The sequence below is a fragment of the Mycobacterium sp. genome (assembly GCF_036490025.1).
Taxonomy (GTDB): Bacteria; Actinomycetota; Actinomycetes; order Mycobacteriales; family Mycobacteriaceae; genus Mycobacterium.
In genome coordinates this window covers 1-12,927 of record NZ_DASXEP010000201.1, presented here as the reverse complement: position 1 = coordinate 12,927, position 12,927 = coordinate 1, and the positions used below count along the sequence as shown (strand labels likewise).

Genomic DNA, 12,927 nt, shown 5'->3' with positions numbered 1-12,927 from the left:
CGCTGCTAGCTCCACACCGTTCGTACCGACCATTCGGCGTGGGGGACACCTTGCACTTCTCCGGATCGATCGACGACCACCGTCATCAGCTGCACAGCGAATCCAGTCAATCGCCCGTGGTGGGAATCAACGGTGGCAATGGTGACCGCGAGCCGGCTGCCCGGCCGGTAGAACGTGGTGGCGGGGATCGGGGAATCGTCGTACACCCGCAATAGCCACCAAGGTGCCCGCCCGATCGACGGCGGCACCGAAAGCTGCACCGGATCAGTCGAATTCACCCGCAGCTCGCCCTGTGTCTCCGGGGTTTGGCAGTCGGTGAGGTCGAGCACGTTGCAATACCGGTAGGGGCCCACCCGGGTCAGCTGGCCATGTGAGTACGCGCTGATCTCGGCGCGGCGCGGACTGCGCTCACGCACCAGCATCCATGCACCGACTCCGGCGCCCGCCGCAGCGAGCAAGACCGTCGAAAGCAGCAGTGCGACAGTGGGTTTACCCGTCAACTTCACTACCGCGGCACCGCAGTGGTGCTCTGGCCGCTAGGCTGACCTTCCTGCTCGACCATCACCGGCCGGTTGCCGCCCAAGCCGGGGATCAGCGAGTCGCCGTGGAAGCTGACGACGGTCTGCGCCAAACCCAGGATCAGCACCGACTCGACGACGCTGAAGCCGACCCACAGATCGGTGTAGAGCAGCACGCCCAAAGCTCCGCCGAGTACCCACGCCAGCTGCAGCGTCGACTCCGAACGCCCGAACGCCGATGCGCGCGATTCCTCGGGCAGGTCGTCCTGCAACGACGCGTCCAGCGCCGCTTTGGCGATCGCGCTCGACCCCGACGTGACCAGGGTGGCGATGGCGGCCATCAGCAGGTTGCCGGCCACCGCCGCGGCCAGTGCGATACCGGTCACCGCCAGGGTGCAGCGCACCACCAGCACGGCGGGTCTGCCCAGTCGCAGCCGGGCGCTGGCGAAGTTGCCGGCGAAATTGCCGACGGCTGCGGCCGCGCCGATCAAGCCGAGCATCCCCAGCTGCACCCATCCGTTGGCTTGATGCGCCTTGGCCACGAAAGCGGGATACAAGAACAGGAACCCGACCATCACCTTGATCGTGCAATTGCCCCACAATGCGGTGATGATGTTGCGGCCCAATGGTTGTCGAAGCGCTCCACTTGCCCGGCGGACCTCCTCGGGCCAGCTGCGGCGTCGCTGACCCTGGCGGTAGCTAAAGGTAGCGGGGACTTCACCCGCGGTCACTTCGACCCAGCGTGGAATCCGCATGGACAGCCAGGCACCGGCCACGGTCACGGCGATGACGACGAACAACGCGCCGGGTAACTGGAGCAAACGGTCGCAGCCGTACTCGATTCCGCCGGCGATGCCACCACCGACGATGGTGCCGCCCAGCAGACCGAACATGGTCAATCGGGAGTTCACCCGGACCAGATCGATCGTCGGCGGCATCACCCGCGGCGTAACCGCGCTGCGCAGAACGCTGAACGATTTCGAGAGCACCATCATGGCCAGCGCGCATGGATACAACACCCAGGACGGGAAGCCACCGGTAGCGGTGTCGTAGTTGGTGATCAGCACGACTGCCAGCACGGTGCGCAGCACGAACGACGCCGCCAGCGCGACCCGTCGGCCGTGTTGTAGCCGGTCCAGCGCCGGACCGATCAGCGGCGCGATCACCGCGAACGGCGCGATGGTGATCACCAGGTAGAGCGCGACCCGGTCCTTGCTTTCCCCCGTCGCCGCGGCGAAGAACAGCGTATTGGCCAAGGCGACAGCCATCGCGGCGTCGGTCGCAAAGTTGGCGACCACCGGCCAGGTGAGTGCTGTCAGCCCGGATTTGTCGGCGCCGTCGGCCGTGGCGGCCCGTTGAACCATCGCGTACATCCGCGAACCCATTTCGCGGCTGCGCTGGGCGGCGGCACGCGTGACGGTGACCCGCTCACCGCTGGTGGGGGCTTCACGCGAGGGTGTAGTGCGCGGTTCGGCGCCCGACCTGCGGTCCAGCGGCGGCAGGTACCGATTGGCGCTGGGCATCGGCGCGCGATGGGGTGTCGAGCCATCCGGTGGACGGGCCGGACGGCGGTGATCCGGGTCGTCGGTCGGGTAGTTGGCCATGCCGGGATGTTCGGCCGTCGGGCCGGTACGGCGACGGCGGCCGGAAGCCGAGGCTGGGCCCGCTTCGGGGCGCTCACGGCGTCGTCCAGACATATATCGATTCTCACCCATGCCGGCTGTGGTCGTGCGCAGGCGACCGGTGTGGCCCTGCACAGCATCTGTGCGGCAGAATCGGAGGCCCATGGAAACAACGGACAACGCGACCCAGCCGGCAGCAACGGCGACCACGACGGAGTGGTCGCCCGAATTGGCGACGGTCCTCACCGGGGCCGCCGAGCTGGCGCGAACGGCCATCATCGAGTCCAGCGGCGACGACACCGTCGGTGACTACCTCGGCGTCGGCTACGAAGACCCCACCAGCGCCACCCACCGTTTCCTGGCCCACCTGCCCGGCTATCAAGGCTGGCAATGGGCGGTCGTGGTGGCCAGTTACCCCGGCGCCGACCACGCAACGGTCAGCGAGGTGGTGCTGGTACCTGGGCCGACGGCGTTGCTGGCACCTGAGTGGGTGCCCTGGGATCAGCGGGTCCGGCCCGGGGACCTGAGCCCCGGCGACCTGCTGGCGCCGTTGCCGGACGACCCGCGGCTGGTGCCTGGCTACCTGGCTTCCGGCGACCCGCAAGTCGACGAGACCGCCGCCGAAATCGGGCTGGGACGGCGCACCGTGATGAGTGCCTGGGGCCGCGCCGAGGCAGCGCAGCGCTGGCACGACGGCGACCACGGTCCCCGTGCGCAGATGGCGCAGTCCACCAGACGTGTCTGCCGCGACTGCGGTTTCTTCCTGCCACTCGCCGGATCGCTGGGGGCGATGTTCGGGGTGTGCGGCAACGAATTGTCGGCCGACGGCGAGATCGTCGACTTCGAATACGGCTGCGGCGCGCACTCGGACACTCCCGCTCCTGCGGGCGGCGGCTCGCCGATGTATGACCCCTACGACGACGGTGTGCTCGACGTCAGCGAGGCTCCCGCGGAGCCCAGCTAGCCGTTCTCGGCCGCGGCCTTGATCTTGGCCAGCGAGGCGTTCATTCCGTCGACGAGTTCGCGTTCGAAGTTCGCCGTCCCGCCCATCAGCGCGTTGACAGCGATGCCGGACACCGGCTTGACGCCATTCTCGGCGTGCCGGCTCTCGATCACCCGGGTGCCCTCGGGGATCGGTTGCAGCTCGTAGCTCCAGATCGTGTTGTTGGTGTTGACCCGGAACGCCAGCTTCAGGCCCGGAATCATCTCGACGACAGTCGAAGTCGTCGGCCAGAACATCAGGTTGCGGCGGTTGAGGTTGACCGTGCGGGTGCCCGGACGCACCGGGCCCAATGGCCGCATCAAGCGGCACTGCGGACTCCATTGCGGCATCCGACGGAAATCGCTGACCAGCGCCCACACCGTTGAGACGGGTGCCTTGATATCGACTTGCGCTTGCAATAGCGGAGCTGCCACTGGTCCAAACCTCCTAGCTCGTGCGCGGTGTTGTGAGTCCGGTTTGCGCGCCCCGCGCGCCCCGGCGGGCGGCCGCCCGCTGCACCAAGAAAATCGAGGTGCCCAGGACGCCCACCGCGAGCCCGGCCACACTCATCGGCCGCCAGGTGGCCAGGTCCGGTGTGATGAATGCGACCACCGCGGCGACCATCCAGCCGAGTGCGCCGACGGCGATGATCGGCCACGGGTCCAGTAGCACAGCAGGTAGCGGCGGCGGCTGAATACTCTTGGCAGGCTCGACGGACATCGAGATCAACATAACCGGTGCTGTCCTGTCTTGGTGATTCGACGTTGACGGTCCGGCGTTCTGTCGTAACCTTCGCGCTGTGATCGATGCCGATAGCCGGTTGGTCAGCGACCTGTCGTTGGCGGTGATGCGGCTCTCCCGGCAGCTGCGGTTTCGCCGCCCGCAGTCCCCGGTGTCGTTGTCGCAGTTGTCAGCGCTGGCGACATTGGCCAATCTCGGCCCGATGACGCCGGGCGCACTGGCGATCAGGGAACGGGTTCGACCGCCGTCGATGACGCGGGTGATCGCCTCGCTGGCGGAATTGGGTTTCGTGGACCGTGTTGCACACCCCGACGACGGCCGACAGGTCCTGGTGTCGGTTTCGGATGCCGGCGCCGAGCTGATGGAGGCCGAACGCCAGGCCAGTCAGGAGTGGCTCGCGCAGCGACTGGAGACCCTGGGCGTCGCCGAACGCGACACGCTACGGGTGGCGGCCGACTTGATCTTGGCTCTGGTCGACGAAAGCCCTTGACGGAGAACAACTCTGGTGGCGCCTATGACGCGGACGGTGTGGTCGTCTGCGATATCAGCGATCCCGACGATGCGCGGCTGGATAACTTCCGGGATTTGAACAGCATTGAGCGTCGGCCTGACCTACCCAGTGGCAAGGGCCTGGTGATCGCCGAGGGTGTGCTGGTGGTGCAGCGCATGCTGGCATCGCCGTTCACACCGTTGGCGTTTCTGGGCACCGACCGCAGACTTGCCGAGCTCAAGACAGATCTGGCCGGCAACCCGGCGCCCTACTACCGGGTCTCGGCCGAGGTGATGGCCCAGGCGGTCGGCTTTCATCTCAACCGCGGGTTACTCGCCGCGGCGCGCCGGGCGCCCGAGCGCAGTGCGTCGGATGTAATCGACGGCGCCCGGACCGTGGCGGTGCTCGAGGGAGTCAACGACCACGAGAACCTGGGCTCGATCTTCCGCAACGCGGCCGGGCTCGACGTCGATGCCATTGTGTTCGGCAGTGGCTGCGCCGATCCGTTGTACCGGCGCGCGGTTCGGGTGTCCATGGGCCACGCCCTGCTGGTGCCCTACGCCAGGGCAACTGAGTGGCCGGAGGGGCTGAAAGCATTGCAGCAGAGCGGATTTCGACTGTTGGCGATGACACCCGACCGCGAGGCCACAACACTGCCGGCCGCAATGGCGGCGGTGCGTGGCGAGCGGGTCGCCATTCTGGTGGGCGCCGAAGGTCCCGGCCTGAGCTACGCCGCGATGAAGGCGAGCGATCTGCGGGTGCGCATCCCGATGTCACGCGGCACCGACTCGCTCAACGTCGCCACCGCGGCCGCGCTGGCGTTCTACGAGCGGGGTCAAGCTAGGGCTTGATTGCCCGACTCCTTCTCAGACCGCTGGGCGGTCTGCATCGTCGTCGAGCTAGGCTCGGCCGGTGACTGACGAATCCACGCCCTGGGCAACGGGTTTGACCGTCGCCGGATTTGTCGCCGCGGTCACCGGGGTAGCTGTCGTGGTGCTGAGTTTGGGCCTGATCCGGGTGCACCCGGCGCTGGCCGTCGGGCTGAATGTCGTTGCGGCCGGCGGGCTGGCGCCGACGCTGTGGGGATGGCGGCACACACCGGTGCTGCGTTGGCTGGTGCTGGGCGCGGGCGTGGGCGTGGCCGGGGCGTGGCTCGCCCTGGTCTCGACGGCCCTTCTCCGCTAGCGTCCGGCGTCGGTCAGCGCTGGCCGCTGGAGCGAACCCCCAGCAGGACGTCTTCCCAAGCCGGTACCGCCGGCTTGCCGCGGCGGCTACGCGCCGGCTCGGTCTTGGCTTCCGTCGCCGTAATCTCTGCGGGCGCGGGTTCGGGCTCGTTGAAGTCGAGTTGTGCGACCGGCGCCACAGGCCGCAGCGGACGGTCGAAGTCGGGATCGATTAGCTCACTGGCCGCGTCGTCGACGGCGGTGACTGTGCCGCCGTGTGCGCCAGGACAGTAACGGAAATGTGCCAGGTTGTCGGAGCGACCCGCTTTCCAGCCCACCTGGACTGTCCAGCGGCCGTCCTCGTTGCGCCAGGCGTCCCACGTTGTGCCGTCGGGGTTCAAACCGCGCGCCACCAGTGACGACGTGATGGTTTCCAACAGCGTCAGCACCGCCGGGCCGTCGGCCAGAACAGGATGCGCCGCGGTTGCCAGCTCGGCCGCCCGGGCGCGTTCCAGCAGCACGGGGTGGGCGAATCGTTCGACGCGTGCGATGTCCACCCCGGCAGCCGTCGCGAGCTGCTCGACGGACGCACCCGCCCGGATGCGGGCCTGAATCTCCTTGGGACGCAGCATGCTGTTGACCTCTATGTCGATGTGGGTTTGATTCACCCGGGCCCCGTCGCCGCGCACCGCCGCGCGCAACCGGTCGTCGACGCAGATCTTGAACTTATCGGCGGGGTTATCGCCCTCGCAGATGACGTGTTTGCCGTCGAGATCGAGTCCGACGATCCTGAGTTCCCGCATGGCGTCTCCTCGCAGGTTCCTCGCAGACCAGCGCGCCAGGCCTGTCAAGGGCGCACTCTAACTCAGCTGTGTGCCGCAGCCGGGCCAGACACGCGGTAATACCTGGGCTTTTTTGCCCGCTCCCGCTAGATCCGCTCGACCACCCAGTCGATGCATTCGGTGAGCGCGCTCACGTCGTCGGGTTCGACGGCGGGGAACATCGCGACCCGCAACTGGTTGCGGCCGAGTTTGCGGTAGGGCTCGACATCGACGATGCCGTTGGCTCGCAAGACCGCAGCGACGGCCCCAGCATCGACGGAGTCGTTGAAGTCGATGGTGCCCACCACCTGGGACCGCAGCTTGGGGTCTGCCACGAACGGCGTTGTGTAGGCCCGCTCGTGCGCCCAGGTGTACAGCCGCTGCGAGGAATCGGCAGTGCGCTTGACCGACCAGTCCAGCCCGCCGTTGCCCAACAGCCAATCGATCTGCTCGGCCAGCAGCACCAGCGTCCCGATGGCCGGGGTGTTGTAGGTCTGGTTCTTCAGGCTGTTGTCCACCGCGATCGGCAGCGACAAGAAGTCGGGCACCCATCGGTTCGACGCGGCGATAGCTTCGATCCGGCTCAGCGCCGCCGGGCTCAAGATCGCCAACCACAGCCCGCCGTCGCTGGCGAAGTTCTTCTGCGGCGCGAAGTAGTAGGCGTCGGTCTCGGTGATGTCGACTGGGAGGCCGCCGGCGCCAGACGTGGCGTCGATGACGACCAGCGCATCGCCGGCGTCGCGGGGCCGCGCGATGGGCACCGCGACGCCCGTCGAGGTCTCGTTGTGCGCCCAGGCGACCACATCGACTGACGGGTCACCCTGCGGGTCCGGTGCACTGCCCGGATCGGCCTTGATGATGATCGGGTCGCCGACGAACGGGTTCTTGGCCACCGAGGACGCGAACTTGGAGCTGAATTCGCCGTAGCTCAAGTGCAGCGACCGTTTGTCAATCAACCCGAAAGCCGCTGCATCCCAGAACGCCGTCGCCCCGCCGTTGCCAAGCACCACCTCGTAGCCGTCGGGCACCGAGAAGAAGTCCCGCAGCCCGGTGCGCACCCGGCCGACGAGATCTTTGATCGGAGCCTGCCGGTGTGACGTGCCGAAAAGCGCGGCAGCGCTGGTGGAAAGCACCTGCAGTTGTTCGGGCCGGACCTTCGATGGGCCGGATCCGAAGCGCCCGTCGCCGGGTTTGATGTTGTCGGGGAGCGTGAGCTGGTCAGCCATGATCACCAGGTTAGTGATCGGGCTGAGGCCGACCATCAGGCGGTAGCTCGACCGGGAGCGGATGTGAAGTAGATCACAGTGCACATGTGTTCACGGATGCAGCACAGTGGTTATTTGGGGTCTAGCAAGTTCCCGATACCTTGGGTACTGTGTTGGACATAGCACGTCTAAATGTAAACCTCATTGGGGAGGCCGGGAATGGCCCAGGCAGGAACCGCCCAGAAGCAGGCGCGGACGAAGTTGGTGCGTCGGTGGCGCCGCAACATGGATGTCCAGGACGACGCCAGGTACGTGGAGATGCTGAACACACTGTCCGAGGGGTCGGTGCGGCGCAACTTCAACCCCTACACGGACATCGACTGGAAGTCGCCGGAGTTCGCGATCATCGACAACGACCCGCGCTGGAAGCTCCCGGAGACCGACCCGTTGGGCCGGCACCCTTGGTACAAGTCGCAGTCCGAGGACCGTCAGATCCAGATCGGCATGTGGCGCCAGGCCAACGTCGCCAAGACCGGACTGCACTTCGAGTCGATCCTGATCCGCGGCCTGATGGAGTACGCGTTCTGGGTGCCCAATGGCTCGCCGGAATACCGGTACTGCTTGCACGAAGCGGTCGAAGAGTGCAACCACACCATGATGTTCCAGGAGATGGTGAACCACATCGGCGCCGATGTACCCGGCATGCCGCGGCTGCTGAAGTGGATCCAGCCCTACATTCCGTTGGCGGCCGGACCGCTGCCGATCCCGTTCTGGTTCGGCATCCTGGCCGGCGAAGAGCCCATTGACCACACCCAGAAGAACGTGCTGCGCGAGGGCAAGGAACTGCACCCGATCATGGAGCGGGTGATGGCGATCCACGTGGCTGAGGAGGCCCGCCACATTTCGTTCGCGCATGAGTACCTGCGCAAGCGGGTGCCAGACCTGCCGCGCCGCAAGCGATTCTGGCTGTCGTTGTACGTGCCGATCACCATGCGGGTTCTTTGTTCAGCAATCGTGGTGCCGCCCAGGGCTTTCTGGCGGGAGTTCGACATCCCACGTCGGGTCCGCAAAGAGGTGTTCTTCTCCTCGCCGGAATCGCGCCAGATGCTGCGGGACATGTTCGGTGACGTCCGGATGCTGTGCCACGACACCGGTTTGATGAACCCGCTGGCCAAGCTGATCTGGCGGATCTGCAAGATCAGCGGTAAGCCGTCTCGCTACCGCAGCGAGCCGCAGCGTCAGCACCTGGCCGTCGCGCCGGCTGCTTAGAAAATCGGTCTCATATGCCGCACGTTATTACCCAGTCGTGTTGTAGCGACGGGTCATGTGTTTACGCCTGTCCGGTGAACTGTATCCACCCGTCTCCGGATGAGCCGGGCTTCGCCACCGCCGAGATGCTGTACATCGATCCGGTGGCGTGTGTGGACTGCGGCGCGTGTGTGAGTGCCTGCCCGGTGGGTGCCATCGCACCCGAAGCCCGGTTGACGGCTGAGCAGCAACCGTTCATCGCGCTCAACGCCTCGTATTATCCGGATCGCCCTGCCGACGAGAAGCTGCCGCCGACCTCCAAATTGGCGCCGGTGATTCCGGCGCCGGAGGTTCGCGCTAACCATGACGGCCCGCTGACGGTGGCCATCGTGGGATCCGGACCGGCCGCGATGTATGCCGCCGATGAACTGCTTACCCAGCACGGTGTGCGGGTCAATGTCTTCGAAAAGCTGCCCACCCCTTACGGATTGGTGCGTGCCGGGGTGGCGCCGGATCACCAGACGACCAAGCGGGTGACCCAGCTCTTCGATCGGATCGCCCGCCGCCGCGAATTTCGGTTCTTTCTCAATGTCGAGATCGGCAACCAGCTGAGCCACCAGGACCTACTGGCGCACCACCACGCCGTCATCTACGCGGTCGGCGCGCCCAATGACCGCCGGCTGGAGATCGACGGCATGGGCTTGCCCGGCGCCGGAACCGCCACCGAGTTGGTGGCCTGGATCAACGGTCACCCTGATTTCGCCGGTCTGCCAGTCGATCTCAGCCATGAGCGGGTCATCGTCATCGGTAATGGCAACGTCGCGTTTGACGTGGCCCGCGTGCTCACCGCCGATCCCGGGGAGCTGGCTCACACCGACATCTCCGATCACGCGTTGGCGGTGCTGCGTGCGTCCCGGGTGCAGGAGGTGGTCATCGCCGCCCGGCGCGGACCCGAGCATTCGGCATTCACGTTGCCCGAGTTGATTGGGCTGACCACGACCGCCGAAGTCGTTCTCGCGGAAGCCGATCGCGAAGCGGTGATGCGCGACCTTGCCAGCGTCGCGGACTCCCTGACGAGGCAGAAGTTGGAGATCTTGAGCACGCTCGGCGACGCTTCGGCGCCGACGGGCCCGACTGCTCGGCCCCGGGTCCGGCTGGCTTACAACCTGACGCCGCAACGCATTCTGGGAAAGCAGCGAGTCGATGCGATGGAGTTCTCGGTCACCGGTACCGACGAGGTGCAGACGGTCGACGCCGGGCTGGTGCTGAGCTCGATCGGCTACCACGGCAAGGCGATCAAAGATCTGCCGTTCGACGACAAGGCGGGCGTGGTGCCGAACAACGGCGGCCGCGTCACCCATCCGGACTCGGGCCGGCCCGTCGACGGGGCCTACGTCGCGGGGTGGATCAAGCGCGGGCCCACCGGATTCATCGGCACCAACAAATCGTGTGCGCTGCAGACGGTTCAGGGGCTGGTCGACGATTACAACGCCGGTCAGTTACGCGATCCGATCGGTAAGCCATCGGCGCTGGACAAGCTCGTGCGGGAGCGCCAGCCGGAGGTCGTCGATGCCGTCGGCTGGCGGGCCATCGACGCCGCTGAGGTGGCCCGGGGCGAAGTCAGCGATCGGCCGCGCAACAAGTTCACCTCGGTTACCGAGATGCTCGATGTCGCGGCCGCCGCGCCGACGCCGCCGCTGCACCGCAGGCTGGCCGATCGGCTGCGCGAACTGGCTGACCTCTAGCCGCTGCCCATCGCCGTCGCGATCTCGTCCATGCTGACCTCGCGCACGGGCTGACCGAGTGACCACTGGTGACCGAACGGGTCGCGGACCATGCCATAGCGGTCGCCCCAGAACTGGTCGTCGAGGGGCATCACTACGGTCGCGCCGGCATCGAGCGCCTGCTGGAACTTGGCGTCGACATCGGTCACGGTCAGGTGGATGGTCACTGGGGTGCCGCCCAGCGAGGTCGGAGTCATCGACGTTCCGCCGGACGTCTCCGGGAAGTCGTCGGCGAGCATCACCAGGAAGCCGTTGACGCGCACCGCGGCATGGACCAGCTTGCCGTCGGGGCGTGGTACCCGGCCGATTTCCTGGGCGCCAAAAGCCTTGACGTAGAAGTCGATCGCCGCAGCGGCGTCGTCGACGACGAGATGCGGGGACAGTGCGGGTTCGACGGCGATTGCCATCAGGGCCTCCTTGGTGTCGGTACTGGGCCCGGGGCGGGCCTATGGGTATGACTCGATTGGCGATGCAATCTCATCACCACCCACCGACAACTCAGCCGTTTTCGGCCGTCAGGCCTTGACGACCTCGTCCCAGCCCTCGACGGACTCCGGGCCGCGTGGCGCCGGGCCGACATAGATGGCCGCCGGACGAACCAGCTTGCCCAGCCTCTTCTGCTCGAGGATGTGCGCGCACCACCCCGCGGTACGCCCGCAGGTGAACATCGCCGGCATCATCCGGGCCGGCACCTGGGCGAAGTCCAGGATCACCGCGGCCCAGAACTCGACGTTGGTTTCGATCGCGCGGTCCGGGCGGCGCTCCCGCAGCTCGGCGAGCGCGGCCTGCTCGACGGCGGCCGCCACCTCGTAGCGCGGTGCACCCAGCCGCTTGGCGGTGGCCCGCAACACGCGCGCCCGCGGATCCTCAGCCCGGTACACCCGGTGGCCGAAGCCCATCAGCTTCTCGTGACGGTCCAGGATGCCCGTGACCAGAGCACGCGCGTCACCGGTGCGCTCGACCTCTTCGAGCATCGGCAGCACCCGGGCAGGGGCACCGCCGTGCAGCGGACCGCTCATCGCGCCGACCGCCCCCGACAGCGCCGCTGCCACGTCAGCGCCGGTGGAGGCGATCACCCGCGCGGTGAACGTCGAAGCGTTCATGCCGTGCTCGGCGGCCGAAACCCAGTAGGCGTCGACGGCTTCGACGTGCTTGGGATCCGGCTCGCCCTGCCAACGTGTCATGAAACGCGCTGTGACCGTTGAGCATTCGTCGATGAGCCGCTGCGGAACCGCGGGCTGGTAGATGCCCCGGGCCGACTGCGCGACGTATGACAGCGCCATCACCGACGCGCGGGCCAATTGGTCACGGGCGGCGTTGTCGTCGATGTCGAGTAGCGGCTGGTATCCCCAGATCGGGGCCAGCATCGCCAGGCCGGCCTGTACGTCGACGCGTACATCGCCGCTGTGAATCGGCAGCGGGAACGGCTCGGCGGGCGGCAGTCCGTGGCCGAATTTCCCGTCCACCAGCAAAGCCCACACGTCGCCGAAAGTGACGTGTGGGCCGACCAGGTCTTCGATGTCGACACCGCGATAACGCAGGGCACCGCCGTCCTTGTCGGGCTCGGCGATCTCGGTGGTGAATGCCACCACACCCTCGAGTCCGGCAACGAAATTCTCCGGGATCTTCTCCGAGGTGACAGTCATAGATGGATTCTCCCACGCGAGCGCGGGCCGGTCACTACCGGTCGGTAACCAACGGCTGGGCAGGCCGGGAGTAGCGTTGACGCGATGGCAGGACCCGACAACGAGCACCTGGCGGCAATGCGCAAGGAGTACGCCTCCAAGGAGCGCGACGGCAGCCCCGACCTCGACGTCGACTGGCTTGATGATGGTTGGCTTGCGTTGTTGCGCAAATGGATTGGCGAAGCTGAGCGCGGTGGCGTCGCCGAACCCAACGCGATGGTCTTGGCAACCGTGGAGTCGGGACGGCCGGTCAGCCGGTCGGTGCTCTGCAAGGGCGTCGACGAAGACGGCATCGTCTTCTTCACCAACTACGACTCGGCAAAGGGCAACCAGCTGGCACAGACGCCCTACGCTTCGGCGACCTTTCCCTGGTACCTGCTGAACAGGCAATTTCATATCTGCGGGCCGGTGACCAAGGTCGAGCCGCAGGCCACCCAGAGCTACTGGAACAACCGCCCGCGCGGCTCGCAGCTCGGCGCGTGGGCGTCGCAGCAGTCCCGGCCGATCGCCTCCCGCGCCGCGCTGGTCGACCAACTGGCCGAGGTGACGGCGCGCTTCGCCGACTCCGAGCAGGTCCCGGTGCCGCCGAACTGGGGCGGCTACCGCATCGCGCCCGCGGAGGTGGAATTCTGGCAGGGACGAGAAGACCGGCTGCACAACCGGATTCG

At 66.9% G+C, this 12,927-nt stretch carries 15 protein-coding genes; 7 read left to right on the top strand and 8 right to left on the bottom strand.

What is annotated here, in order from left to right:
• Nucleotides 1-5 precede the first annotated feature (5 nt).
• Complete coding sequence (locus tag VGG53_RS23615; protein ID WP_331520564.1) at nucleotides 6-500, bottom strand: DUF2771 domain-containing protein; 495 nt, start codon at nucleotides 498-500, stop codon at nucleotides 6-8.
• A gap of 5 nt (nucleotides 501-505) precedes the next feature.
• The gene (locus VGG53_RS23610) at nucleotides 506-2,215 is read right to left on the bottom strand and encodes an MFS transporter (RefSeq protein ID WP_414689045.1); all 1,710 of its coding nucleotides are present in this window, start codon (nucleotides 2,213-2,215) and stop codon (nucleotides 506-508) included.
• An 88-nt stretch (nucleotides 2,216-2,303) separates the two neighbouring features.
• Here VGG53_RS23610 and VGG53_RS23605 point away from each other — a divergent pair, with 88 nt between their 5' ends.
• Nucleotides 2,304-3,104 (top strand): DUF3027 domain-containing protein, encoded by an 801-nt coding sequence (locus VGG53_RS23605; RefSeq protein ID WP_331520549.1) that lies wholly within the window; start codon nucleotides 2,304-2,306, stop codon nucleotides 3,102-3,104.
• Here VGG53_RS23605 and VGG53_RS23600 read toward each other — a convergent pair.
• Together VGG53_RS23600 and VGG53_RS23595 are read right to left on the bottom strand one after the other, a co-directional pair.
• A complete protein-coding gene (locus VGG53_RS23600; RefSeq protein ID WP_331520548.1) occupies nucleotides 3,101-3,556 on the bottom strand; it encodes an SRPBCC family protein in 456 nt (151 codons plus the stop codon). The genes VGG53_RS23605 and VGG53_RS23600 overlap by 4 nt on opposite strands.
• A 13-nt stretch (nucleotides 3,557-3,569) precedes the next feature.
• On the bottom strand, nucleotides 3,570-3,842 hold the full coding sequence (locus tag VGG53_RS23595) for a DUF2530 domain-containing protein (RefSeq protein ID WP_331520547.1): 273 nt from the start codon (nucleotides 3,840-3,842) through the stop codon (nucleotides 3,570-3,572).
• Nucleotides 3,843-3,921: 79 nt separating this feature from the next.
• Here VGG53_RS23595 and VGG53_RS23590 point away from each other — a divergent pair, with 79 nt between their 5' ends.
• The 3 genes from VGG53_RS23590 to VGG53_RS23580 all read left to right on the top strand — a co-directional run bounded on the left by VGG53_RS23590 (nucleotide 3,922) and on the right by VGG53_RS23580 (nucleotide 5,538).
• Entirely contained in the window at nucleotides 3,922-4,353 is a 432-nt protein-coding gene (locus VGG53_RS23590) for a MarR family transcriptional regulator (protein WP_331520546.1), read from the top strand.
• Complete coding sequence (locus VGG53_RS23585) at nucleotides 4,350-5,204, top strand: RNA methyltransferase (RefSeq protein WP_331520545.1); 855 nt, start codon at nucleotides 4,350-4,352, stop codon at nucleotides 5,202-5,204. Before VGG53_RS23590 ends, VGG53_RS23585 begins: the two co-directional genes overlap by 4 nt.
• A 61-nt stretch (nucleotides 5,205-5,265) precedes the next feature.
• Nucleotides 5,266-5,538: a DUF2537 domain-containing protein gene (locus tag VGG53_RS23580; RefSeq protein ID WP_331520544.1), complete on the top strand. Its 273-nt coding sequence runs from the start codon at nucleotides 5,266-5,268 to the stop codon at nucleotides 5,536-5,538.
• A 13-nt stretch (nucleotides 5,539-5,551) separates the two neighbouring features.
• On the opposite strand, the gene sepH is transcribed toward VGG53_RS23580, so the two are convergent.
• Nucleotides 5,552-6,319, bottom strand: coding sequence for a septation protein SepH (gene sepH, locus VGG53_RS23575; RefSeq protein WP_331520543.1), 768 nt, complete (start codon nucleotides 6,317-6,319; stop codon nucleotides 5,552-5,554).
• A gap of 125 nt (nucleotides 6,320-6,444) precedes the next feature.
• Nucleotides 6,445-7,563, bottom strand: a complete 1,119-nt coding sequence (gene serC / locus VGG53_RS23570) for a phosphoserine transaminase (protein ID WP_331520542.1) — start codon at nucleotides 7,561-7,563, stop codon at nucleotides 6,445-6,447.
• 198 nt (nucleotides 7,564-7,761) lie between these two features.
• Here serC and VGG53_RS23565 point away from each other — a divergent pair, with 198 nt between their 5' ends.
• Entirely contained in the window at nucleotides 7,762-8,811 is a 1,050-nt protein-coding gene (locus VGG53_RS23565; protein WP_331520541.1) for a diiron oxygenase, read from the top strand.
• Nucleotides 8,812-8,825: 14 nt separating this feature from the next.
• Nucleotides 8,826-10,535: a 4Fe-4S binding protein gene (locus VGG53_RS23560; RefSeq protein WP_331520540.1), complete on the top strand. Its 1,710-nt coding sequence runs from the start codon at nucleotides 8,826-8,828 to the stop codon at nucleotides 10,533-10,535.
• Here the strand turns inward: VGG53_RS23560 and VGG53_RS23555 are convergent.
• Nucleotides 10,532-10,981: a VOC family protein gene (locus VGG53_RS23555; RefSeq protein ID WP_331520539.1), complete on the bottom strand. Its 450-nt coding sequence runs from the start codon at nucleotides 10,979-10,981 to the stop codon at nucleotides 10,532-10,534. The genes VGG53_RS23560 and VGG53_RS23555 overlap by 4 nt on opposite strands.
• A 108-nt stretch (nucleotides 10,982-11,089) precedes the next feature.
• A complete protein-coding gene (locus VGG53_RS23550; RefSeq protein WP_331520538.1) occupies nucleotides 11,090-12,220 on the bottom strand; it encodes a citrate synthase 2 in 1,131 nt (376 codons plus the stop codon).
• An 84-nt stretch (nucleotides 12,221-12,304) separates the two neighbouring features.
• Between VGG53_RS23550 and pdxH the strand changes: the two genes are divergently transcribed.
• The coding region (gene pdxH / locus VGG53_RS23545) for a pyridoxamine 5'-phosphate oxidase (RefSeq protein ID WP_331520537.1) at nucleotides 12,305-12,927 on the top strand (623 nt) is incomplete at its 3' end.

Bases quoted from the DNA above. Each gene is read 5' to 3' on its own strand.
- VGG53_RS23610 (WP_414689045.1), bottom strand. From the start codon at position 2,215: ATGTCTGGACGACGCCGTGAGCGCCCCGAAGCGGGCCCAGCCTCGGCT.
- VGG53_RS23605 (WP_331520549.1), top strand. From the start codon at position 2,304: ATGGAAACAACGGACAACGCGACCCAGCCGGCAGCAACGGCGACCACG.
- VGG53_RS23595 (WP_331520547.1), bottom strand. From the start codon at position 3,842: ATGTCCGTCGAGCCTGCCAAGAGTATTCAGCCGCCGCCGCTACCTGCT.
- sepH (WP_331520543.1), bottom strand. From the start codon at position 6,319: ATGCGGGAACTCAGGATCGTCGGACTCGATCTCGACGGCAAACACGTC.
- serC (WP_331520542.1), bottom strand. From the start codon at position 7,563: ATGGCTGACCAGCTCACGCTCCCCGACAACATCAAACCCGGCGACGGG.
- VGG53_RS23565 (WP_331520541.1), top strand. From the start codon at position 7,762: ATGGCCCAGGCAGGAACCGCCCAGAAGCAGGCGCGGACGAAGTTGGTG.
- VGG53_RS23560 (WP_331520540.1), top strand. From the start codon at position 8,826: ATGCCGCACGTTATTACCCAGTCGTGTTGTAGCGACGGGTCATGTGTT.
- VGG53_RS23555 (WP_331520539.1), bottom strand. From the start codon at position 10,981: ATGGCAATCGCCGTCGAACCCGCACTGTCCCCGCATCTCGTCGTCGAC.
- VGG53_RS23550 (WP_331520538.1), bottom strand. From the start codon at position 12,220: ATGACTGTCACCTCGGAGAAGATCCCGGAGAATTTCGTTGCCGGACTC.